The sequence below is a fragment of the Duganella margarita genome, from assembly GCF_009857535.1.
Lineage (GTDB): Bacteria > Pseudomonadota > Gammaproteobacteria > Burkholderiales > Burkholderiaceae_D > Rugamonas > Rugamonas margarita.
Genome location: NZ_WWCS01000003.1, coordinates 365722 through 389424, shown reverse-complemented (window position 1 = coordinate 389424; position 23703 = coordinate 365722). Strand labels below are relative to the sequence as shown.

Annotated in this window: 16 protein-coding genes and 3 tRNA genes; 2 read left to right on the top strand and 17 right to left on the bottom strand. The window is 63.1% G+C overall.

The window, feature by feature from the left end:
• Positions 1 to 129: 129 nt before the first annotated feature.
• The gene (locus GTP55_RS06580) at positions 130 to 822 is read right to left on the bottom strand and encodes a DUF3334 family protein (RefSeq protein WP_161044130.1); all 693 of its coding nucleotides are present in this window, start codon (positions 820 to 822) and stop codon (positions 130 to 132) included.
• 238 nt (positions 823 to 1060) lie between these two features.
• On the opposite strand from GTP55_RS06580, the gene GTP55_RS06575 reads away from it, so the two are divergent.
• Positions 1061 to 3661, top strand: a complete 2601-nt coding sequence (locus GTP55_RS06575; protein WP_161044129.1) for a hypothetical protein — start codon at positions 1061 to 1063, stop codon at positions 3659 to 3661.
• Positions 3662 to 3736: 75 nt separating this feature from the next.
• Here the strand turns inward: GTP55_RS06575 and GTP55_RS06570 are convergent.
• The 5 genes from GTP55_RS06570 to GTP55_RS06550 all read right to left on the bottom strand — a co-directional run bounded on the left by GTP55_RS06570 (position 3737) and on the right by GTP55_RS06550 (position 5706).
• A tRNA-Asn gene (locus GTP55_RS06570) sits at positions 3737 to 3812 on the bottom strand.
• 21 nt (positions 3813 to 3833) lie between these two features.
• A tRNA-Asn gene (locus GTP55_RS06565) sits at positions 3834 to 3909 on the bottom strand.
• 73 nt (positions 3910 to 3982) lie between these two features.
• Positions 3983 to 4231 carry a hypothetical protein gene (locus GTP55_RS06560; protein ID WP_161044128.1) on the bottom strand — a complete coding sequence of 83 codons (249 nt, stop codon included), beginning with the start codon at positions 4229 to 4231 and terminating at the stop codon, positions 3983 to 3985.
• An 85-nt stretch (positions 4232 to 4316) separates the two neighbouring features.
• Positions 4317 to 4392, bottom strand: a tRNA-Asn gene (locus GTP55_RS06555).
• Positions 4393 to 4509: 117 nt separating this feature from the next.
• The gene (locus GTP55_RS06550; protein WP_202423600.1) at positions 4510 to 5706 is read right to left on the bottom strand and encodes an amino acid aminotransferase; all 1197 of its coding nucleotides are present in this window, start codon (positions 5704 to 5706) and stop codon (positions 4510 to 4512) included.
• Between the two features lie 78 nt (positions 5707 to 5784).
• Between GTP55_RS06550 and uvrB the strand changes: the two genes are divergently transcribed.
• Entirely contained in the window at positions 5785 to 7893 is a 2109-nt protein-coding gene (gene uvrB / locus GTP55_RS06545; RefSeq protein WP_371868300.1) for an excinuclease ABC subunit UvrB, read from the top strand.
• 10 nt (positions 7894 to 7903) lie between these two features.
• On the opposite strand, the gene GTP55_RS06540 is transcribed toward uvrB, so the two are convergent.
• The 11 genes from GTP55_RS06540 to GTP55_RS06490 form a co-directional block, all read right to left on the bottom strand.
• Positions 7904 to 8845, bottom strand: a complete 942-nt coding sequence (locus GTP55_RS06540; protein WP_161044126.1) for an alpha/beta hydrolase — start codon at positions 8843 to 8845, stop codon at positions 7904 to 7906.
• A 12-nt stretch (positions 8846 to 8857) separates the two neighbouring features.
• On the bottom strand, positions 8858 to 9493 hold the full coding sequence (locus GTP55_RS06535; RefSeq protein WP_161044125.1) for an SdpI family protein: 636 nt from the start codon (positions 9491 to 9493) through the stop codon (positions 8858 to 8860).
• Positions 9490 to 9777 (bottom strand): autorepressor SdpR family transcription factor, encoded by a 288-nt coding sequence (locus GTP55_RS06530; RefSeq protein ID WP_161044124.1) that lies wholly within the window; start codon positions 9775 to 9777, stop codon positions 9490 to 9492. Before GTP55_RS06530 ends, GTP55_RS06535 begins: the two co-directional genes overlap by 4 nt.
• Before the next feature lie 75 nt (positions 9778 to 9852).
• Positions 9853 to 10935, bottom strand: coding sequence for an ABC transporter ATP-binding protein (locus GTP55_RS06525; RefSeq protein ID WP_161044123.1), 1083 nt, complete (start codon positions 10933 to 10935; stop codon positions 9853 to 9855).
• Between the two features lie 10 nt (positions 10936 to 10945).
• Complete coding sequence (locus tag GTP55_RS06520) at positions 10946 to 14800, bottom strand: GH36-type glycosyl hydrolase domain-containing protein (RefSeq protein WP_202423598.1); 3855 nt, start codon at positions 14798 to 14800, stop codon at positions 10946 to 10948.
• A 5-nt stretch (positions 14801 to 14805) separates the two neighbouring features.
• Positions 14806 to 16164 (bottom strand): GH1 family beta-glucosidase, encoded by a 1359-nt coding sequence (locus tag GTP55_RS06515; protein WP_161044122.1) that lies wholly within the window; start codon positions 16162 to 16164, stop codon positions 14806 to 14808.
• A 19-nt stretch (positions 16165 to 16183) separates the two neighbouring features.
• Positions 16184 to 19339, bottom strand: coding sequence for a discoidin domain-containing protein (locus GTP55_RS06510; RefSeq protein ID WP_202423596.1), 3156 nt, complete (start codon positions 19337 to 19339; stop codon positions 16184 to 16186).
• Between the two features lie 2 nt (positions 19340 to 19341).
• Positions 19342 to 20157: a carbohydrate ABC transporter permease gene (locus GTP55_RS06505; protein ID WP_161044120.1), complete on the bottom strand. Its 816-nt coding sequence runs from the start codon at positions 20155 to 20157 to the stop codon at positions 19342 to 19344.
• On the bottom strand, positions 20154 to 21029 hold the full coding sequence (locus GTP55_RS06500) for a carbohydrate ABC transporter permease (RefSeq protein ID WP_161044119.1): 876 nt from the start codon (positions 21027 to 21029) through the stop codon (positions 20154 to 20156). Before GTP55_RS06500 ends, GTP55_RS06505 begins: the two co-directional genes overlap by 4 nt.
• Complete coding sequence (locus GTP55_RS06495) at positions 21026 to 22291, bottom strand: sugar ABC transporter substrate-binding protein (protein ID WP_202423594.1); 1266 nt, start codon at positions 22289 to 22291, stop codon at positions 21026 to 21028. Before GTP55_RS06495 ends, GTP55_RS06500 begins: the two co-directional genes overlap by 4 nt.
• Entirely contained in the window at positions 22288 to 23697 is a 1410-nt protein-coding gene (locus tag GTP55_RS06490) for a glucoamylase family protein (RefSeq protein WP_202423592.1), read from the bottom strand. The genes GTP55_RS06495 and GTP55_RS06490 overlap by 4 nt, the downstream gene beginning before the upstream one ends.
• Positions 23698 to 23703: the final 6 nt, after the last annotated feature.

The following is a 23703-nucleotide window of genomic DNA, read 5'->3' as shown; positions in this document are numbered from 1 at the left end:
AGTGGTTTACGCGTGTCGCGTCGTCCACAGTATGGTGCGTTCGACAAGCTTAGCGGGGCGGTACGGCGGCTGCGCTGTTGCGCAAATGACGCACGGCCAGCGCAGGCTGGCCGTGGTGGGAAGGGGTTATTACATGCCGAGCGACTTGAGCAATTCGTCGGCTTCGTCATCGGCGGACAAAACGGCCGGCGCACTGGCCGACTTCTGGCTGTCGCGCTCCTGATCCAGCAGCGCATCCGGATCGCTGATTTCGCTGGAGTCGAAATCGTGCAGACGGATGAACTCGGTGCGGTCGATCGCCAGTTCCAGGTAGAAGATGTTGCTCTTCTCGGTGTAGAAGCTGACGCGGCGCATTTCCGGGCGGTCCAGCGGGGTGTCGACGCTGAGCACGATCTGCTTGTTCAGCACCAGCATCTTCGGCTGATTCTGCGTGATGTTGGTTTGCAGCTCACGGCGGATCTTGCCGGTGAAGTCGCCGACGATCTGGTTCATCAGCTCGCCGAGGATGTTGGACACTTCGTCCGAGGTGTGCGAGCTGGCCAGCTCCGACTTGGGCATGCCCATGTGCAACATGTAGCGCTCGTAGATTTCCATCGCCGTATCGGCGGCAAAGTTCAGCACCACCAGGCCGGTAAAACCGCCGTCAAACAGCACGAAACAGCCGATGTCGGGCTTCAGGCCGACCTTGGTAATCCGCTGCACCATGCCGGAATAATTCACCTTGCTCTGCGTTGCCACATTCAGCACCCGGGTCACCGAGTTGCATAGACTGGACAACAAGTCTTCGGTGCCGTAGACAATCGCTTCGTTTTCGTCGCTCATATTTCTACCTCTGTTACTTTCTTTAGATGAAAACGCATTCCGCTCTCTGGCGGAAATCAGGTCCAGAATACCGAGGTGCAAGATTCTCGTCTACCTGAATCGTGTGTTTTGTGAACTTTCGGTGCAAAAATGCAAAATCCTTGAGCACTTCGACATGGCCTTATGACAGAGACCATACTTTACAATTGACAAGTGAATTCCGGTAGCATCAACGGCGCAACCACTTCACGGAATCGCCATGACACCATTTCGCCTCAATTGGCGCAGCCTCCAGCGCGCCGCCGCCATCAGCCTTGCCGCCCTCCTTGCCGCCTGCGGTGGCAGCACCGAGACGCCCACCGACGCCAGCGCAAAAAAAAGCGCGCTGAGCATGGGACGGATCAGCGCCAGCGCTGCCAACACCCTGACCCTGCCGCTGGAAGTGCTCGGCAACGGCGCACCATCCAAGCCGGTCATCGCCGAAGCCCAGCTGGGCGTCGACGCCAGCCGACTCGGCAGCGTCGCGCAACTGTGGTTCCAATGCCACCGGTGCGGCTTCTACTCGGCGCCGGAATTTGAAAAAACCACCGCCCTGCCGACCAAGATCAAGGCCAGCGTGCGCGTGCTGGGCGGCGCAGCCACCACCTCCAACACGCCATGGATCGACATCACCGACGCCAATGTCACGCTGGCCGACGACGAGCGCCTGCACGGCGGCGTCAACGGTGGCTTCTACACCACCCGCGTCACCCTGCCGCTGGACGCCGCCACGCGCGCGCGGCTGGTGGCGCTGCCCAGCACCAACCGCATCCAGTTCCGTTTCAACGGCACCGATGGCGAATCGAACGGCTACCGCGTGCTCAACCTGCAACTGCAGGACGCCGGCGCGATGCAGGTGGACAGCACCACGATCCAGCGCTTCGATCCGCTGAGCGAGCGCGACGTCAGCGCCATCACGGCGGCCGATGTCGACGCCGGCAAGACGCTGTGGTACGCGCATGGCAAAATCGCCAAATCGGCGATCGTCACGCGCAAACTGCAGGCGGCCTGCGCCTCCTGCCACGCCGACAATGGACGCGACCTGCAGTACTTCAACTATTCCAACAATTCCATCGTCCAGCGCAGCCGCTTCCACGGCCTGACGGAAACCGAGGGCAAGCAAATTGCCGCCTTCCTGCGCTCGTCGTTGCAGAACGTGGCCTACGTCGACAAGGCGCGGCCGTGGAATCCGCCGTACCAGCCCGGCCCCGGCCTCGATTGCAACAGCGCCGACTGCGCCACGCGCTGGGCGGCCGGCGCCGGCCTGGAAGCCGTGCTGAACACGCCGGCAGACGCCGTCAAGGCGCTGTTCGGCAAACCGCTGGACGCGCCGCTGTCGCTAACCCAAGCCGACGTCGACAAGGTGATGAATCCCAACGCCACCATGAACGCCCGCGAAACCGCGATCGCCATGCAGTTTCCCGACTGGAACGCCTGGCTGCCGACCATCCATCCGCTGGACGTGTGGCCGACCCAGACCGACGGCAGCGGCTTTACCAACGGCATCATGCATCCGACCAACGGCCTGCAAAATCCGAACGGCCGCTACAACGATCTGATCGCCTGGTTCCAGAAAAACAAAAACCCGAACGGCAACCTGGCCGACTGGAGCCACCTGATTCCCGACCTGCGGGTGCAGATCAACGCCATGATGACCTTCACCGGCTGGGACGCCTACACCTTCCTCGGCGGCGGCCGCGGCAATCACATCGCCGACAAAGGCACCTACGGCGCCCAGATCGGCGCGGCCCACCTGCAGTCGCTGGCATCAAGCGCCACCATGGCAGCTGGCAAGGCCGGCGCCTTCACCACCAACGCCTTCATCGAACGCTCGGTGGCCAGCATGCTGCACTGGAACGCGGTCAAGCAATGGGAACTGGCGCAGGACTATTCGCTCGAAGGCAACCAGACCTGGTTCATCGGCGACAAGGACAAGACCACCGGCGCCTGGAAAGGCCGCGGCGAGGCGCACGGCTGGCCGTTCAATACCGTCAGCCTGTTCTACCTGGCGCCGCACATGGTGTACCAGGAGGACAAAAACGCCTCCGGCCAGATCACCCGCGAATGGTACACCGCGTGGGAGACCGACAACATCGTCGCCTCCTACTACCGCAGCAACCAGTGGTATCAATTGCAGATGACGGTCAATCCGGGCGGCCAGAGCGGCTGGGTCAATTACCCGATGGACTGGCCGTACCTGACCGCGTTTGACGAATACATCGCCAACAAGGTCGGCGCGGCCACGCCGGCCGCCAAGGCGCTGCAGGACAGCCACTTCGTGCGCCTGCTGCAGGCGCGCATCAAGTCGGCGCAATACGTTAATAACGATCTGGTGCTGTACGATCCGAATCAGCCCGACCTGTTTGCCAACGAGGGGCGCTACGGCCGCGCACAGGTCGCCAAGCACCTGACCACCACCAACTTCCTCGATAACGCCAACCGCGACGGCGTCAATCCGTCGAAGTACCGTTTCCTCGACGACCTGCAACCCGGGCTGTATCTGAAAACGGTGAACGGCGCGATCCAGCAATTCAACGGGCTGTACACCCAGCAGCCGCTGAGCGCCTGGCGCCGCTGCGATCCGGCTAATACCTCGCTGGGCGAGCCGGAGAACGTGGCCGGCTTCCGCTACTGCCTGGATCAAGCCAGGAGTCCGCTGGGCACGTATGGCGACGGCACGCACTTCATGATGTCGAACGCGCTGTACCAAACCACCACCGAGCAGACCGAGCAGTACGGCATCTGGAAAGCCACGCAAATGGGCGCCGAACCGGCCCGCCTGAAAGTGTGGAGCGACTGGGCTGCGGCGGCCTGGCAGTAGCCTGGCAGACTAGAAACGAAAAAAAGGGGCTACACGCTGAAACGTGTAACCCCTTTTTCTGTACTACTAAAATTCTGGCTCCCCGACCTGGACTCGAACCAGGGACCTGCGGATTAACAGTCCGTCGCTCTACCAACTGAGCTATCAGGGAATTGTGCTGCTTCTAAATTTTTGGCTCCCCGACCTGGACTCGAACCAGGGACCTGCGGATTAACAGTCCGTCGCTCTACCGACTGAGCTATCAGGGAATTGAGGCCGAATTGTATCGGTCAGAAGCCGATTTGCCTAGAGCTAAAACAGGTTTTTTTAGCCCAATTCAGCTTACTGCCCCAGGCAGATGATCTTGGTGGCGTATTCCTGGGCGCCAGGCTTCTTTTTGGTGGCCCAGGCAATCGCCTCTTCCGCTTCGGCGATGGTCATCACGGTGGCTTTTTCTTTATTCTTGATAAAGGAGACGCCTTCGAACACGCCCTCTTTGCTGCGCATGACCTTGGCGAACACCGGCGGCCTCATGTCGCCGTCGCTGATTTTGTTCTGCTGAACCAGATAACGTTGGTCTAGATTTTCCATATCGATAACTCAAAAATAAAAAAACCACATGTGGCATTGCAACGATCTTGAGCGTTGCAAGCACACATGTGGTTTTTAGGAATTCTGGCTCCCCGACCTGGACTCGAACCAGGGACCTGCGGATTAACAGTCCGTCGCTCTACCAACTGAGCTATCAGGGAATAGCGGCAACATTTTATACTGTTTCTTTCACATCAGCAAGATGCGATTTACTGCGGTATTTCATGTTGCCCTTACTTCACTTTGCGTCTAACAACGCAGCGCGAAGAAACAAGATTTTAGAGCACTTTAGCGATGGCGTCAATAACGATGTCGATATTGCGCGAATTCAACGCAGCCACGCAGATGCGGCCGGTATCCACCGCGTAGATCGATTCCGCGCGCAGTTGCTCCACTTGCCCCTTGTTCAGGCCCGAGTACGAGAACATGCCGATCTGGTCGCGCACGAAGGCGAAGTCGTGACCCTTGGCAGCAAGCTTCTGCACGAACGCTTCGCGCATTTCCTTGATGCGCACGCGCATGCCGGCCAGCTCGTCTTCCCACAGCTGACGCAGTTCCGGCGTGGTCAGCACGGTGGCCACCACTTTGCCGCCGTGGACCGGCGGATTGGAGTAGTTGGTGCGCACCACGCGCTTCAGTTGCGACATCAGGCGGGCCGCTTCGTCAGCCGACGCCGCCACCACGCTCAGCGCGCCGACGCGTTCGCCATACAGCGAGAACGACTTGGAGAACGAATTCGACACCAGCAGCGGGCCGCCGGTGGCGGCGAAGCGGCGCACCACTTCGCCGTCTTCCGCGATGCCGGCGCCAAAGCCCTGGTAAGCCATGTCCAGGAACGGCACCAGGCCGCCCGAGCTGATGGTGCCGATGACTTCGGTCCACTGGTCCGAGGTCAGGTCGGCGCCGGTCGGGTTGTGGCAGCAGGCGTGCAGCAGCACGATCGAACCGCGCGGCATGGCTTTCAGGTCGGCGATCATGCCGGCGAAGTTGACGCCGTGGGTGGCCGCATCGAAGTACGCGTAGTTATTGACCTTGAAACCGGCGCTTTCAAACAGCGCGCGGTGGTTTTCCCAGCTTGGGTCGCTGATGTAGACTTCGGCGTCCGGCGCGAAGCGCTTCAGGAAGTCGGCGCCGATCTTCAGGGCGCCGGTGCCGCCGATGGCTTGCACGGTCACTGCGCGCTTCTCTTGAATTACAGCGCTATCGGCGCCAAATACCAGCTCTTGCACTGCCTTGTCGTAGGCCGCCAGACCTTCGATCGGCAGGTAGGTGCGCGGCGCTGGCGTGGCGATCAGGATTTCTTCCGCTTTCTGTACGCACGATAGCAGAGGCACCTTACCGTTGTCGTCATAATAAACCCCAACACCCAGATTGATTTTGTTCTGGTTGATGTCGGCGTTGAACGCCTCGGTAATACCCAGGATAGGGTCGCGTGGTGCCATGTCGATGGCGCTGAACAAGCTAGGATTCGTCATGATAAGATTGGATTCGATTGGAAGCGGTTCGCAGCAGAGATGTATAGACAGCGCCCCTAAAATACCGACTTCAGGCCGCTGGCAGGCCATTATTCTAACAAAGGTCTGAGCACGATGGCTGATTTACCTGTAGCAGAATTCCCCAAGGCAACCGTGGTGACGTTCCCCGATTCGCCCTTCAAATTGCACCAGCCCTTCCCGCCCGCCGGCGACCAGCCGGTGGCGATCGACCAGCTGTGCGAAGGCATCGACGACGGCCTGTTCTTCCAGACGCTGCTGGGCGTGACCGGTTCCGGCAAGACCTACACGATGGCCAACGTGATCGCCCGCAAGGGCCGTCCCGCCATCGTGTTCGCGCCGAACAAGACGCTGGCGGCGCAGCTGTATTCGGAGTTCCGCGAGTTCTTCCCGAAGAACGCGGTCGAATACTTCGTCTCCTACTACGATTACTACCAGCCGGAAGCCTACGTGCCGCAGCGCGACCTGTTCATTGAAAAGGATTCATCCATCAATGAACACATCGAGCAAATGCGCCTGTCGTGCACCAAGTCGCTGATGGAGCGGCGCGACGTGGTGATCGTGGCGACCGTGTCGGCCATCTACGGTATCGGTAATCCGAACGAATACCACCAGATGATCCTGACCTTGCGCCAGAAGGACCGCGTGTCGCAGCGCGACATCATCGCGCGCCTGATCCAGATGCAGTACACACGCAACGAAGTGGACTTCGGCCGCGGCACCTTCCGCGTGCGCGGCGATACGCTCGACATCTTCCCGGCCGAGAATGCGGACCTCGCGGTACGCCTCGACCTGTTCGACGATGAACTGGAATCGATCCAGCTGTTCGATCCGCTGACCGGCCGCGTCAAGCAGAAGATCCCGCGCTTCACCGTCTATCCGGGCTCGCACTATGTGACGCCACGCTCCACCGTGCTGCGCGCGATCGAGACCATCAAGCTGGAACTGCGCGACCGCCTGGAGTTCTTCCGCAAGGAGAACAAGCTGATTGAAGAGCAGCGCCTGGAACAGCGCACCCGCTTCGACCTGGAGATGATGGCGGAAATCGGCTTCACCAAGGGCATCGAGAACTACTCGCGTCACCTCAGCGGCGCCATGCCGGGCGAACCGCCGCCGACGCTGGTGGACTATCTGCCGAAAGACGCGCTGATGTTCATGGACGAGTCGCACGTGCTGGTGGGCCAGCTGAGCGCCATGTACAACGGCGACCGTTCTCGCAAGACCAACCTGGTGGACTATGGCTTCCGCCTGCCGTCGGCGCTGGACAACCGCCCGCTCAAGTTCGAGGAATTCGAGGGCAAGATGCGGCAGACCATCTTCGTCTCCGCCACGCCGGCCGAATACGAAAAATCCCATGCCGATCAGGTGGTGGAACAGGTGGTGCGGCCGACCGGCCTGGTCGACCCGCTGGTGATCGTGCGCCCTGCCCTGTCGCAAGTGGACGACCTGATGTCCGAGATCACCGACCGCGTCGCCAAGAACGAGCGTGTGCTGGTGACCACACTGACCAAGCGCATGTCCGAACAGCTGACCGAGTACCTGAGCGATCACGGCATCAAGGTGCGCTACCTGCACAGCGATATCGAAACCGTGGAGCGCGTCGAGCTGCTGCGCGACCTGCGCATCGGCACCTTTGATGTGCTGGTCGGGATTAATCTGCTGCGCGAGGGCCTGGACTTGCCGGAGGTGTCGCTGGTGGCGATTCTGGACGCCGACAAGGAAGGTTTCCTGCGTTCCGACCGCTCGCTGATCCAGACCATCGGCCGCGCGGCGCGTAACCTGAACGGCGTCGCCATCCTGTACGCGGACCGCATGACCGACTCGATGGAACGCGCGATCGGCGAGACCGAACGCCGGCGCGCCAAGCAGATCGCCTTCAATGAAGCCAACGGCATCGTCCCGCGCGGCGTCAAGAAGATCATCAAGGACATGATCGACGGCGTCTACAGCGAGAAGGACGCGAAGGAAGTGCGCGAGGTGGCGCAGGAAGCGGCCAAGTACGAATCGATGAGCGAGAAGCAGATCAGCAAGGAGATCAAGCGGCTGGAGAAAGCCATGCTGGATCACGCGAAGAATCTGGAATTCGAAAAGGCCGCGCAAGTACGCGACCAGCTGCACCTGCTCAAGCAGCAACTGTTCGGCGCACCAGGCGCCGACAATATCGCCTGATACGCCGCGCTTACGGCGCCTTGACGAAGCTGCTCAAGGCGTCGACGAGCTGCGGCGCCACTGGCAGCGTCGGGGTGGCGTAGGAATTCATTTGCTGCGCTTCGTCATCCGGCACCAGTTTCAGAATGTGGTTCATGCCGTCGATGGTCACCAGTCTGGCCTTCGGCGCAGCCTCCGCCAGCGCTTTGGCGTCGTCCGCCTTGACCTGCATGTCGGTGCTGCCTTGCAGGATCAGCACCGGCATCCTCAACGCGGCGATGGCTTTGCGGGGGTCGTGCTGTAGCGCGGAGATCAGGTAGGGCTGCACGTCGGGGTTATACACCGACATCAGTGGCGGCGGCACGTTGTTGGTGGTGTTGCCGGCCTTCAGTTCATCCAGAATGCGGTCGCTCTCAGCCTGCATTGGTGGCGGCAATTGCTCCTTCATCTGTTCGCGCAGCAGTTCTTCGACCGAACGGCCGGTGCCCGCGATCAGCACACAAGCATCCGCCCCGCCCTGCGCGCAGGCTTCGGAGGCGATCAATGCGCCTTCGCCATGTCCGGCCATCACCAAGCGCGAGAAGCGTGCATCGCTGCGCAGCTTTTTCAGCCACGCAGTAGCGTCGCCGATATAATCGTCCAGGCGCAGGTTCTCGTCCTTCCACACCGGCAGCGCGCTGGCGCCGACACCGCGCTTGTCGTAGCGGATCGAGGCGATGCCCTTTTTCGCCAGTGCTTCCGCCAGCAAGCGCAGCGCGTCGTTGGCGCCGAACTGCGTGGTGCTATTGCCGTCGCGGTCGGTGGGGCCGGCGTCGGCATGCAGCAGCACGACCGGAACTTTACCGCTCACCCCATCCGGCGTCAGCTCGGTGCCGTAGACGGCGCCGCCGGCCACTTCCAGCGACACCGGCCGTTGCGCGGCCAGCGCCGATACCGACACCATCAACAACGGCAACATGAATTTGAAACGCATACTTTTCTCCAATTACTGAGGAAGACGTTTATACAGCAGCAGCGAATAAGCCGCCGCCAGCGGCGCCCATGCACTCATCAGCACCAGCAGCACCCAGTATGGCGCGGCCAGCCACACGACCAGCAGGCCAAGCAAGCCGCTGGCCACCATCAGCCGCGCCGCCAGTCGATGGGTGGCGTACCACACCGCTTCGCTGGCCAGCGTCCACGGCGTGCGGATGCCGATGAAGAAGTTGCGGCGTACCTTGCCCATTGAGTTGCCGATAAAAACCTGCGCCAGCAAGATCAGGGCAAGCAGTACGCGCACCGTCGGCAGCTGCACACCCAGCGCGCCGCACAGCATGATAATCTCGATGCCGCCAAATAGCGCCGCCACTGCAGCCATGATATAGCTATAGGTCTCCGGGAAGCTTTTCACTTCAAATTTTTCGGGCGACAGCCACGGTATCGCCATAGCAAACAGCAGCATGCCGGTCATGGTGCCCGGACCGGCCAGCCACAGTTGCCAGCGTCCGCCGTAGCCGTTGACCTTGCCGGCCGCGTTCCAGTGCACCGGAATGATTTCGGGCAGCGACGAATAGTAATACGCGGTGACGGCCGCCATGGCCAGGATCATCAGAACGCACAGCATAATCGCGCGTGGCTTCATTTTTTTCTCCCCTTGGTATCGGCGCCGGCCAGGTCCATCATCCAGGACAGCACGTCTTGCAGCACGGTGGTGTTGAGTCCATACCAGATGGTCTGCCCTTCGCGCCGGCGCGTGATCAGGTCCGCTTCCGCCAGCACCGAGAAATGGTGCGACATGGTCGGCTTGCTCATGTCGAACTGCTCGGCCAGATCGCCCGCCGTCATCTCGCCGTTGCGCAGCAGGCGCAGGATCTCGCGCCGGGCGGGATCGGCAATGGCTTTGAAGGCGCTGTTGGATGCATTCATTAGGCAAACATCTAATTAGACAGTTATCTAAATATAGGCCGTTTTAAAAGCCGGGTCAAGTCCCGGCCTGCGCAATCAAGGCAACGCAACGCCATCCTGATCGAACACATGCCAGCGCTCCGGCGCCACTTGCACCCGCGCCATCTGACCGTTCTGCCACAGCGCCTCGGCATCGACGCGGGCGATGAACTGCGTCGTGCCGCCGTCCGGCGTCAGATAGACATAGCTGGCGTCACCCAGCAGTTCGGCGGCCTGCACCACCACATGGACGCCGTCATTGTCGCTGGCCGGCTCCAGTGTCATGTGCTCGGCCCGGACGCCTAGGGTTACGCTGGCCCCGGTCGCCAACCCGGTGCGCGCCGTCACCGCCACCAGGGCGCCGCCCGCTACGCGCACCATCATCCGTCCGGCGTCCATTTCTTCAACCCGGCCGCTGATCAGGTTCATCGCCGGCGATCCGAGAAAACCGGCGACAAACAGATTGGCGGGCCTCTGGTACAACTCCAGCGGCGCGCCGACCTGCTCCACCACACCGCCACGCAGGACCACGATACGGTCGGCCAGCGTCATCGCCTCTACCTGGTCATGGGTCACGTAAATCATCGTGCTGCGCAGCGTGCGGTGCAGGTTCTTTAACTCGATGCGCATCTGCACCCGCAACGCCGCATCCAGATTGGATAGCGGCTCATCGAACAGGAACACCTCCGGCTGGCGCACAATCGCGCGGCCAATCGCCACGCGCTGCCGCTGGCCGCCGGACAGCTCCTTCGGCTTGCGCAGCAACAGCGGCTCGATGCGCAGGATCGCCGCAGCCTGCATCACTTTTTCGCGGATGGCCTCCGGCGTCAAACCCGCCAGCTTGAGCGCAAAGCCCATGTTGTCGTACACCGTCATGTGCGGGTACAGCGCGTAACTCTGGAACACCATGGCGATGCCGCGCTGCGCCGGCGGCACATGCGTCATGTCCTTGCCGCCGATCCGCACCGCGCCTTCGTCGACGGTCTCCAGTCCGCAGATCGTGCGCAGCAGCGTCGACTTGCCGCAACCCGACGGTCCGACAAACACCACGAACTCGCCATCGGCGATGCTCAGATCAATGCCGCGCAAAATCGGCTGGCCGAAACCCTTGCGGACACCTTGAATCTCCAGTCCTGCCATGCGCTTCCCCTTAACCCAACAGCACTTCGATACGATGCGAACCGCCGCCCTGCGACAGCGGAATGCGCGCCGCGCCGGCTTGCGGCGCCAGCGACATGCCGTCCAGCGTGACGCCCACGACCTGCCCGGCGCGGCCCTGCGGATTGCGCACCACGATCTGATAGCTGCAGCCATCCGGCGCGGTGTACTGGATGCTGAACTCCGGCCAGTCATCCGGCACGCGCGGCGACAACACGATGTGCGTGCCGGCTTCGATGCTGAAGCCAAGCACCGACTCCAGTCCAACGCGGAACATCCAGCCGGACGATCCGGTGTACCACGTCCAGCCGCCGCGTCCCACATGCGGCGCCTCGCCGTACACGTCTGCCGCTATCACATACGGCTCGACCTGATACACCGCGACAGCGGCCGGATCGAGCGCGTGACTGACAGGGCTGATCATCTCCAGCAGCCGCGCGGCACGGTCGCGGCGGCCCGCTTCGGCCATGGCGCGCACCGCCCAACAGGCCGCATGCGTGTACTGACCACCGTTCTCGCGCACACCGGCCACGTAGCCCTTGATGTAGCCGGGATCATTGGGCGTGTTGACGAAGGCCGGCGTCAGCAACCGGATCAGGCCATCGTGTTCGGAGATCAAACGCTGTTCCATCGCGTCCAGCGCCTGGCTGGCGCGCTGCGCCGGCGCCGCGCCGGAGATCACCGCCCAGGCCTGGGCCAGCGCGTCAATCTGGCATTCGTCGCTGTCCTTCGAGCCGATGACGGCGCCATTGTCGTAAAAGGCGCGGCGGTACCAGTCGCCATCCCAGCCATCGGCATTCAGCGCGTAATCCAGATGATCGTGGTAGGCGCGGTAAATGGTCACGCGTGCGTGATCGCCGCGCTGCTCGCAGATCGGCAGGAAGTCCTTGATGATGCGCGACAGGAAAAAGCCCATCCACACACTCTCGCCGCGCCCTTCGCGGCCGACGCGGTTCATGCCGTCGTTCCAGTCGCCGGTGCCCATCAACGGCAGGCCGTGAGCGCCCTGCGTCAGCGAGCGGTCCAGCGCGCGGCAGCAGTGTTCATAGATATCGGCGCTGTCGCCAGACAGTTCGGGCCTCAGATAAACTTCGTCCTCGCCGTCCTCCAGCTGGCGCGCGGTCAGGAACGGCTCGACTTCATCCAGCACGCTGCGGTCGCCGGTGGTGTGGACGTAGAACGCGGTGATGTAGGGCAGCCATAGCAGATCGTCCGAGAAGCGCGTGCGCAGGCCCTGCTCCATCGGCGCGGTGTGCCACCAGTGCAGTACATCGCCTTCGACGAACTGGTGGGCGGCGTGGATGCGGATTTGCTGGCGCGTCAGGTCAGGACGCGCATAAATCATGGCGCTGGAATCCTGCAATTGATCGCGGTAACCCAGCGCGCCGCCGGACTGGTAAAAGGCCGAGCGTCCCCAGATGCGGCAACTCAGGTTCTGATAGGCCAGCCACCCATTCAGCATCAGGTCTACTGCCGGTGCTGGCGTGCGCACCTGCACCGCACCGACGGTCTTGCGCCAGAAAGTGGTGATTTCGTCGTAAGCCTGCTGCACCGCGCCGGGCGCGGCATAGCGTCGCACCAGCTCCAGCGCGGCACCACGCTCCACCGTCTCGCCGAGCAGGAAGACGCATTCCAGCGTGGCCCCGGGCGCCAGCTCCTGCATTACCTGAAAGGCCGCGCAGGGATCGAGCCCCGCACCGCTGACGCCATCCAGCCGGGGTGCGGCCAGTGCCGCCGGCTGCGCCGTACTGCCATGCAGGCCGATAAACGCGGCGCGGTCGGCGCTGTGGTGCACTGCGGCGCCATCTGCGGCCAGGGCGGCAGCGAAGGTCACGCCGTCGGCGAACACGCCAGCCAATGGATTGGTCGCCAGCAGCACGCCGGCAGGATCATGTTCGGTCACGACAAAGCGGCTGCTGTCGGCTGGTGTGCCGCCCAATACGAGACGCTTATACGAGAACAGCGACAGGCGGCGCGTAGTGTCGCCGTAATTGGTCACCCGCACACGCACCAGTTTGACCGGATCGTGGCGGGGCACGAACATGGTAGTTTCCTGCTCAAGTCCATGGCTGATATGGCGGAAGAGCGTATAGCCAAAGCCGTGCACCGCTTCGTAGCCTGCGCATGCCGGCGCGGGGCCTGGAACCGGCGACCAGAATTGGCCGCTGTCCTCGTCGCGCAGATACAGTGCTTCGCCATGCGGATCGCGGATCGGGTCGTTGTACCAGGGCGTCAGCCGATGTACGCGACTGTTGCGGCTCCAGGTGTAGCCGGCGCCGCTGTCGCTGACCAAAAAGCCGAAATGTTCGTTCGAGACGGCGTTGGTCCAGGCCAGCGGCGGGCGACGCAGGCCGCTCTGCGCGTCCCAGTCCATGCGAATCACATATTCATCGCCTGCCTCCGTAAAGCCGCCGTTGCCGTTAAAGAAGCGCAAGGTTGCAGCGCCATCCACCGATGCCGGACCGGCTGCTTGCGCGGTATTTGCCACATCGGACGCCATGGGTACGGCGAAAGCCGCGCCATCCGGAGTGTCAAGCGCTGGCAAGCCGTCGCGCACCACCAGCAACGCATTCAGTTCGATGTGCGCCAGATCGGCAGTCGACAGGCTGGCATGATCGCGGACGTGCAGGCCATCGTCGGTAGCCCAGGCGCCGTCTGCACCCATCAGCAGCACGTTGAAGTGCAGCCCCATTGCGGCCCAGTAGCGGCGCGCCTGCAGCACCAGTTCCACATCAGCGTCACCGGGCCGCGTGGCCCACAGCAGCACATCGATCGGCGGCAGGCCCAACGCCTCCGCGCCAACTGCGCCGGCCACAGCGGCGCCTCCGGCATGTTTGGTCTCTTCGGCTATTTCGGCGCCATTCAATGGGCCAGCAATCAGCGCGCTGGCGACGGCGATCGCCGCCGGTGCCAGGCGCAGATCTGCTTGACCATACAGCATTGCGCCTGCCAGGCGTTGGCAGTATGCAGCCTGCCCTGCGCTCAGGCCAATGCGCTGGCGTAGCGCTTCGGCGGCGGCGCGCGCGGCGGCCAGCAGCGGCAAGCCGTCCTCGCGCGCAGCGCTGGTCAGCGCCAATGCCTGATCGCGGCCGGGCGCAGCGCCGAGTACGAACACCACGCGCGCCTGTCCGCCCGGCGCCAGCGTCACCCTGCGGCGCAGGCTGAATGCAGGGTCCAGCACATTGCCGGCGGTGCCGGACAAGGCGCCATCCATCCCCAGCGGCGCGCGCAGATCGCGACCACGGCCGACAAAGCGCGTGCGGTCCGTTTCAAAGCCGGCGGCGTCGCCACCGGCGGCGGCGTGCACCATCCACAGTCCGGCCTCGCCCTCGCCACGTGGACGGCGGCGCGCCAGCAGCGCCCCGCTGCCGGCATCATGCTCGGTCTGCACAAACAATTTTGAGAACGCAGGATGCCCCGCCTCCTCGGACTGGCGGTTCAGCACCACTTCCAGATAGCTGGTCAGCTCAATCTTGCGCGCGCGGTCCGACAGGTTGCTGAGCAGGATGCTGCGCACCTCAACGTCCCGTTCAGGGTCGACCGCCGCTTCAAGGCGTGCCTCGATGCCATCGGCGGTGGCGCCGATCCAGCAACTACCTGCATCGCCGCCTGCAGCGCGCTGTGTGGCGAGGCTGCAACCGGGTTGCGCACCAAGCGACCAATGCCGGCCGCTTTCCGCATCGCGCAGGTAGAAGAAATAGCCTTCCGCGTCTTCAATGCGGTCGCCATTCCAGCGCGACAGCATGGTGTCACCAACACGGCTGAAGCCTGTGCCGGCGCCGGTCAGCAAGGTGGTAAAGCTGCCGTTCGATAGTAATTGCGCATGGCGCATCAGTACATTGGTCATGGTCGTTATACAGTTGGGTTCAGACAGGCGCCATTGCTGGCGACGATATCGGCATACAGGTAGGCGCTATCTTTCAGCGTGCGCTGCTGCGTTTCAAAATTCACATGGACGATGCCGAAGCGCTTGGCAAAGCCCAGCGACCACTCAAGGTTGTCGAGCAGCGACCACACCATGTAGCCGCGCACGTCCACGCCCTGCGCCAGCGCATTGCTCAAGGCTTGCATATTCTTGCGCAGGCAATCGACCCGCAGCGGATCGTGCACCCGGCCATTCTCCGCATTCGGCGGGTCGTAGAACGCTGAACCGTTTTCCATGATGTACACCGGCATAGAGCCATACCGCTGTGTGAAAGTGGTCAGTGTGTCGGTGAGTCCCTGCGGGAAGACTTCCCAGCCGGTTTCGGTGTACGTGGCTTGCGGCTGGCGTACCGGCGCCACCTTCAGCGGCCAGTTGGACGGCTCGTTGCGCACCACGCTACGCGTGTAGTAATTGATGCCGACGAAGTCAAGCTGCTGGCCGATCAGATCGAAATCGGCCGCCGGCCAGTCGGGCCAGGCGTCGCCGAACATCTGCTTGAGTTCCGCCGGGTAGGTGCCAAGGAAAATCGGATCGAGGTACTGACGATTCATATAGGCGTCGGCACGGCGGGTCGCGTCAAGATCTTCCTGCGACTGGCTGGCCGGATACTTCGGTTCGATGTTGACGACGATGCCGATCTGATGTCGCCCGATTTCGCGGTAGGCCTTGACGGCGCTGCCGTGTGCGCGCATCAGATTGTGGCTGGCCAGCGCCGCTTCGTGCAGGTTGCGATGGCCCGGCGCCAGCGTGCCATGCATATAGCCGCCGTCCGTTACCACCCATGGTTCGTTCAGCGTGGCCCAGGATTTGACGCGGCCATCGAAAGCCTGGAACAGGATGCGCGCGTAGTCGGTGAACCAGTCGGCAATGTCGGGGTTGAGCCAGCCGCCGCGATCGTCCAGCGCCGCCGGCAGGTCCCAGTGATACAGCGTCACCATCGGCTCGATGCCGTTTGCCAGCAATTCGTCAATCAGCTTGCCGTAGAAATCCAGGCCGGCCTGATTGACCGCCCCACGCCCCTGCGGCAGGATGCGGCTCCACGATACGCTGAAGCGGTAGGCTTTCAGTCCCAGTCTGGCCATCAGCGCCACGTCCTCCTTGTAGCGGTTGTAGTGGTCGCAGGCGATGTCGCCGTTGTCGCCGTCACGCACATTGCCGGGCACCGCGCAGAAGCGCTGCCAGATGCTTGGCCCCGCGCCATCGGCCAGCGGTGAGCCTTCGATCTGGTAAGCGGATGTGGCGCTGCCCCAAATGAAATCAGGCGGAAAATGAATCGGTTTGCTCATGTGTCGGTATCCCTGAAAGTTAAAACGGTGCGCCATCGATATGCAGGACCGCTGGCAGACTGGTAATGGCGATCTGGCGGCCTTGCCATGTCACCGGCTGGCCGTTGAGGCTTGCCGCAGTTGGAGCGCCAGGCCATGGCCAGGTGTAAATCAAGCCGCCGGGCGGCATCTCGCGCATCGCCGCGATGCGCAGCGTGAGCCGGCCACCTTGCTGCGCCAGCGTGTAGCTCAGCGGCCCGTAGGGTGTGCGCAGGCCTTGCAGGCCGACGCCGTCACCGGCCAGCCAAGCGGTGGGCACGCCTTCTGCCAGCAGCAGCGCGTGATCGGCTTCGCGCTCGTAGGCAAAGGAGTCGAGCGCCGCGCGGACGTAGTCGGATGAGATCCAGCCGTGCGGCATGTCGCCCAGGAAGCGCGGCGCGCGCGGGTCGCGGCCCACCACTTCGGCCCACTGGTTCCAGGCGCGGGGACGCTGGTCGGCGTAGAAGTAGTCCAGCAGCTCGGCGGCGCGATCGCGCCAGCCCAGGCGGATGAAGGCGCTGACATTGCGCAGTTCATAGGGCGTGTAGTCTTCCCAGGCTTTGCTGCCGTCGCGGCGCGCGCGGAAGAAGTCCCAGTATTTTTCGTAGGTCGCTTTCAGCATTGCCGGCGGCAGGTGCTGCTGTTCGCCGCCCGGCGTCAGCGCGATGGTGGAGGATGTCGGATCGAAGTCGCCCAGCTCCGCGGCGCCTGGGAGGTAGTCGATACCGTGCGCGCGCGTGCTGGCCGCCAGCGAGGCATACAGGTCGTGACGAAATTCGTCACGCTGCGCGGCCAGCCTTTGCGCGGCGCCGGTGTGGCCAAGGATGCCGGCGATGTCGGCGGCGTCCTTGTAGCCGCGCATGGCCCAGAAATCGTCCCAGTAGGAGTGCATGGGCTTTTCCGAATAGCCTTCGTGGCTGATCGACGCCGGCATCAGGCCAAACATCGCTTCCCGGCCGGCGGCGCGGTTGGCTGCCGTGCGTTCGGACTGGCGCAGCGTTTCCATGTAATTGGCGGCCGCTTCGATGCGCGGCCATGCGGCCCCCAATGCCGCCTTGTCCTGCGTGTAGCGATAAAATTCCGCAGCCAGGAATATCAGCTCGCCATGGCTGTCGTTCTCCGGCACCGGATCGGCGCCGCGCCGGTCCACGCAGCATGGCACCTTGCCGTTGTCGAACTGGTACGGCGCGTACCAGCGCAAATAGCTGGCGGCGGTTTCCGCTTGACCGAGGCGCAGCAGCGCTTCGGACATCATGGCGCCGTCGCGTATCCAGGAACGGCGATAGGAGCGTGTTCCCGGTTGAAGTGCATCGCCCTCGCGCGTCATCAGGATGTGGGCCAGCGAGGAGCGCAGCGTGTCAGCCATGTGCTGCCCGGCGGCTGGCAACGAGAGCTTGACGTGATTGAGTTTGGCGCGCCAGTCAGCGGCGACCTGCTGCTGCCGCCCGGTGAGCCAGACGGCAGGATCGCCCTGTGGCGCCGGATCAGCGGATGCTGGGTTGGCCGATTCGCCTGCCATCGGTAACACGGCGCCCAGCACGACGCTTCCGAGCGGTGGCAGCGTGACGTCATAGCTGAGCGCTGCGGACGCCATGCCGACGTCGTCGTGCAGCGCCTGCGATTGCGCGTTGCGGGTCGGCGGCCGATGCGCGGTCGGCAGCAAGCCCGCATCGAACGAGGCCAGGGCGACGCTGGCCGGCTGCGTAAGCGGATAGACCTTGCCGCTGCCATTAATAGTTAGCGCCTTGCCATCCCATTGCAGATCGTGGATCGCGCTGTAGCCGCCGGGCGTGTTGAGGAACTGGCGCGGAGCGTTGACCTGGAACGGCCGCGTAGCCAGCACCAGCGTCAGCTTCTTCGCCTTCGCATCAAGATTGGTCAGCGTGTAGCGTGCCAGCAGTTGCGACGACGCCGGCGTGCCCGCAGCGGCAGCGGTGACGTTCAGCGCCCATCCCGGATGGCGCCATGTCACCGTCGGTACCGGCAGATAGCCGTCTTCCAGGCTTTGGCTGGCCTGCACGTCGGCCCAGCTGAATAGCCGGCCGCCATCGAGGACAAATGGCTCCAGCGAAAAGCCGCCCTGCTTCGCCTCCAGCGCGCCGTCTTCGGAAATCAGCGCGCTGTGATCGCCGCCGCCGTCAACACCAACCAGCGTCCAGTAAGGCTGCTGGCCGCTGAAGCCACGCGGATACAGGCCGCGCGGCGCGTTGGCGGCCACCGCCGACAGGAACTGGTTCGGCGTCGCGCCGTAGGCCAGGTCTTTCAATTCCACCTCGGCCAGCGCGTAGCCTGCGGCGGGGCCGGCGTGTATCGCCAGCCGAATGTAGCGCGTGTCCGACTCCGGCAAGCGCAAGGGATCGTCGCCGCCATTGCCTGCGGTGACGCGGCGCACCGTGCGCCACTGCTTGCCGTCGTCTGAGAGGTCGACGTCATAGCGGCTGGCGTAACGGCGCCCCTGCCAGTGCAGCACAAGGCCGCCGAACTCGCGCTGTGCGCCCAAATCGATGATCAGCTGCTGCTCGCCGCCAGCGCTGAGCCACGCGCTGCCTGGCTTGCCATCCACTACCAGCGCGGCGCCGCCATGCGGCAATGCGGACGACGCGCGCGCCGTGAGTTGCGGCCAGGCCGCCGGCGCCGGCGGCAATTCGCGAATGCTCAACTGCCGCAGATAGACCGAACCCTTGCCACCACCGCTGCCGGCGCTGATCACGAATTCCAGTTTGTCGGCGTGGGTCAGGTTGCGGTCCTTGGTCGGCCCCCAGGCAAAAGCGATCTGGCGCTTCTTGATCCGCACCAGTTGCCACTGCTGCGGGAAGTTATAGTCCTGCTGCTGGAACCACCAGACGTTATCGCCGCTGGCGTCGGTCAGCTTGAATTCGAAATGGTTAACCGGCGCCTCCGCCCGCACGTAGAACGATATCTCGTAATTGTCCGGCAAATCCAACGGCAGGCTGCGGCGCGCGAAGGCGTAACCTCCCTTGCCGGCGAAATCAAAGTCCAGCCGCAGGCCGCCGCCGGCGGCGCTGGCGTGGGCTTGCACGCCGTCGGAGGCCTGCGCCTGCCATGCGGCGACATTGGAAAAGTCATCCAGCATGCGCGGCGACGCGGCGGCGACGTTTGCCACCGCCAGCATCAAGACCAGGAATGCGCGCAACATCTTCATCCCTTGACGCTCCCCACCAGCAAACCCTGGATGTAGTAGCGCTGCAGGCCGAGGAACAGCAGCAGCACCGGCAGCACGGTCAACACCGAGCCGGCCATCATCAGTTCATTATCCTGCACATGCTCGCGCGACAGCGACGCCAGCGCCACCGGCAGCGTGTAGAGTTCCTTGTCGGTCAAGACGATCAGGGGCCACATGAAATCGTTCCAGGTGCCGAGGAAAGTAAAGATGCCCAAGGTGACCAGGATGGGCGTCAGCAGCGGCAGCACGATGATGCGGAATATCTGGAACTCGCTGGCGCCGTCCATGCGCGCCGCTTCCAGCAGGGCGTCCGGTATGGTCAACGCGTACTGGCGCACCAGGAAGATGCCGAAGATGCCCGCCATCGCCGGCACCAGCACTGCGCCGTAGGTGTTCACCAGTCCCATATATTTCAGCAGCAAGAACAGCGGCAGCATCGCCACCTGGCTCGGAATCACCAGCGCGCCCAGCATCACCTTGAAGATCCGTTCGCGCCCCTGGAAGCGCAGCTTGGCGAAAGCATAGCCGGCGCTGACATTGAACAGCAGCGACAGCACCGTCGCCGCGCACGACAGCAGTACGCTGTTCAGCAGGTACTGGCCGATGCCTGCATGGCTGAACAACTCGCGATAGTTAAACAGCGTCGGCGACTTTGGCAACACCTGCAACGGAAATGCACTGGACTCGCCGGGCGTCATCAGCGACGACGACAACATCCACAGCAACGGGAACAGCGTCAGCAAGCCCGCGACCAGCATCAGGCCATTGAGCAGCAAGGCGCGCGGCTTCATACCTCGCCTCCCTTGGCAACGCGCAGTTGCAGCAGCGTGACGCAGAACATGATCGCAAACAGCACGAACGCCACCGCCGATGCGGCGCCCAGGTTCCACCATTTGAAGCCCTGCTCATACATGAAATACAGCACGCTGACGGTGCTCTGCACCGGCCCGCCCTGCGTCATCACATACGGTTCGGCGAACAGCTGGAAGTAGCCGGTCATGCTGAGGATACTCACCATCAGCAGCGTTGGCCCCAGCATCGGCCAGGTGACGTAGCGGAACTGCTGCCACGTGCCCGCGCCGTCCAGCCCTGCCGCTTCGTACAGATCCTCGGGAATGCTTTGCAGCCCCGCCAGGAAGATGATCATGTTGTAGCCGAAGTTCTTCCACACCGCGAACAGGATAATCGCCGGCATCGCCCATTGCGGATCATTGAGCCAGTCGATGGCCGGCAGTCCCAGTTCCTGCAAGCCGTAGTTGATCATGCCGTAGCGGGTGTGCAGCAGGTAGCGCCAGATCACGGCCACCGCCACCAGCGAAGTCACAACCGGCGCAAAGAACGCGGTGCGGAACAGGCCCTTGAACCACGTCAGGCGCGAATGCAGCAGCAGCGCGGCGCCCAGCGAGGCCGCGATCGACAGCGGCACGCCGACCACCACGAAGTACAGCGTATTGCCCAGCGCCTGCCAGAACAGCGGCGTTTGCAGCAGCTGGACGTAGTTGCGCAGGCCGACAAAGCGCAGGTTACGCAGATCGGCCAGCGCGTAGATGTCGAAATCGGTCAGGCTCATGATCAGCGCGGCCAGCACCGGCAGGAAGAAAAACACGCTGATGACCAACAGCGCCGGCGCGACGAAACACCAGGCAGCACGTTGCGAATTCATCGCGCCTCCTTCCGCGCCAGCATCCAGCGGCGCTTTTCGAGTATATGGTCGGCCTTGGCGTCCAGCAGTGCAGCAGCCTGGGCGACAGTCAGTTCACCATGCGTCACGCGTTCGGCCACCAGCCGCATCTCGGTGGCGATCTGCTCCCACTCCGGCACTTTGGGCGTTGGCCGCACCCGTTCGAATTGCTGCGCGAAGGCGCGCGCGTACACATCGCCGGCCAGCTTGGGCATGGTCCAGTTGCTGCGGCGCGGCGGCAGGTCGCCAGTCAATTCATTGAAGCGCGCCATGCTGTCGGTGCGCGAAAGATATTCGATCAATTGCCATGCTTCGGCCTTGTGCCGCGAGGACGACGCCAGCACCAGGCTGGAGCCGCCGGCCACCGAGGCAGCCGGCCCCGATGGTCCCGGCAGGATGGCGGTCATCCAGTTGTCCTGCTGTTCTGCCGGCAGCCGGCGTTTGAACTCGCCCATATTCCACGGGCCGGAGATGTAGAACGATACATAGCCCATGCCAAATTCATGATAGACATTGGTGATGCGGTTGAGCGGCGCCAGCTTCTGCGCATACATATCGGCATACAGCTGAAGGCTGCGCTGGAAGCCGGCGCTGCGGAAATTGCCATAGCGGTCGCCGTCGCGCAGCAGCGGCTCGTCCTGCTGCAACGCCAATGCCAGCAGCGGTTCGAATTCGTCGCTGGGCAGCAGGATGGCGTAGTTGTCCGGACCGACGATGCGCTTGATAGCAGTCATCGCCTTCATCCATGCCGCCCAGGTTTGCGGCGGCGTGTCGAAGCCGGCGCGTTTCAGCATGTCCTTACGATAGAACATCACGCGCGTGTCGACGTACCACGGCAGGCCCCACAGTTTGCCGTTCACCACATTGGTGTCCCAGATGCCGGGGAAGTAGTCGTCCTGCCTGACCACCGCCGATGCGGCGACATGACCGTCCAGGGGCGCCAGTGCGTTCAGCACTTCAAACTCCGGTATCCAGGTATTCCCGAGTTGGAAAACATCCGGCATCACCTCGCCGGCAAAAGCGGTCAGCAGCTTTTCGTGGGCGGCGGTCCATGGCAGCTGCTGGACTTCGACCCGCACGCCGGGATGCGTGCGTTCAAATTCCGGAATCAGCGCCGTGACCACTTCCCCTTCGCGGCCCATCGCCCAGAACTTCAGCACCACGCCCTGCTCCGGACGCTGCGTGCAGGACGAAAGCAGCGTGGCCAGCGACAGCAGCATTGCAATGGAAAAGCGACGCGTCATTTTTCCAGCCAGCCGCCGGTAAAGCCGGCGCGTTGCAGTCCAAGGCGGATGGCCGGATGCTTGCGCATGACGCGCCATACCAGCTCGCTGCGGTAGTTTTCCGTCATGGCGATGATCGGCCCCTGGTCGATACCCAGGTAATCCTTGTCCACCCAGCCTTTGCCTGCCACTACCTGCCCTTGCGACACCGGCACGTTGTAGGTGAAGCTGGGATTGAAGGCGTCATAGAAACCGTATTCGCCGTAGATAAAGTCACCATAGCGCTGCTTCATCTCCAGCACCGCAGGCACCACGATCTCCGGCGCGAACGGCAGCGACGCGGCAGCGGCGGTCGGCGCTAGCGTGCAGTCGTCATACGCTTTCAGGCCGCCGATGCCGCGCGCCGAATAGGTGCGGAACGGCAGCTGCGTGCCGTTGTACTCCAACACTTTGTCGACCGGGCCGTCGCTGGCGGTGATGCCCCAGACGTTCTGGCCATAGCCCTTGCAGCGCAGCGGATTGGCCACCGCGTAGGCCTGCTGGGCGTAGGTGGCGCGACGGCTGTTCTCGAAATAGTCGTAGCCACGCCCGCGCATGTACTCGTCGCGAATGCCGCGAAAATCGATCCACACATGGCTGTACTGGTGCACGAACAACGACGGGAAGCCGAGATGCTCTTCACCACGCTGGCCTTGCAGACTTTTGTCGTAAGTGCTGGTCCAGACTTTCCACGCGTCCGGCTGCACCGGATGCGTTGGCGAGCCGAGTGCCAGCACATAGATCAGCATCGCTTCGTTGTAGCCTTTCCAGTCGTAGCCGTGGAAGCCGGACTCCGGTTCCCATCCGAGAGCGATGGATGGCTTGCGCGTCTGCGCCCAGGTCCAGTCGACGCGTTCGTAGATCTCCTTGGCCAGCTTGCGGATTTCCTGCTCGCCGGCGTCGCTGCCGTCGAAATAGGACTCGCAGAACAACGCCCCGGCCAGGAACAGCGCGGTGTCGACGGTCGACAATTCCACCTTGTCGTTGTAGCGCAGACCGGTCTTCATGTCGAGGAAGTGATAGAAGAAACCCTTGTAGCCGCTGGCGACCATGCCTTTGCCATCGCTCTGCGGCGCATTGCGGAAGAAGCGCAGCGTGGCCAGCACCCTGTCGCGCGCCTGCTGGCGCGTGATGTAGCCGCGCTCGACGCCGATCGGATACGCGGTCAGGCCGAAGCCCACTGCCGCCACGCTGGAGAAAGACGGCGTCGGATACCGGTCCGGCACCAGGCCATTGGCAGGGTTGGTGGTCTCCCAAAAAAACCGGAAAGTACGCTGTTCGATATCGTCGAACACCGGCGGCAGGGAGGTATCGCGGGCCGGCGCCGGCCCAGCGCCCAACAGCGTGCAGGAGGCCAGCAGCCAATTCAGAACGGTACGGTTTCGCATAAGGCA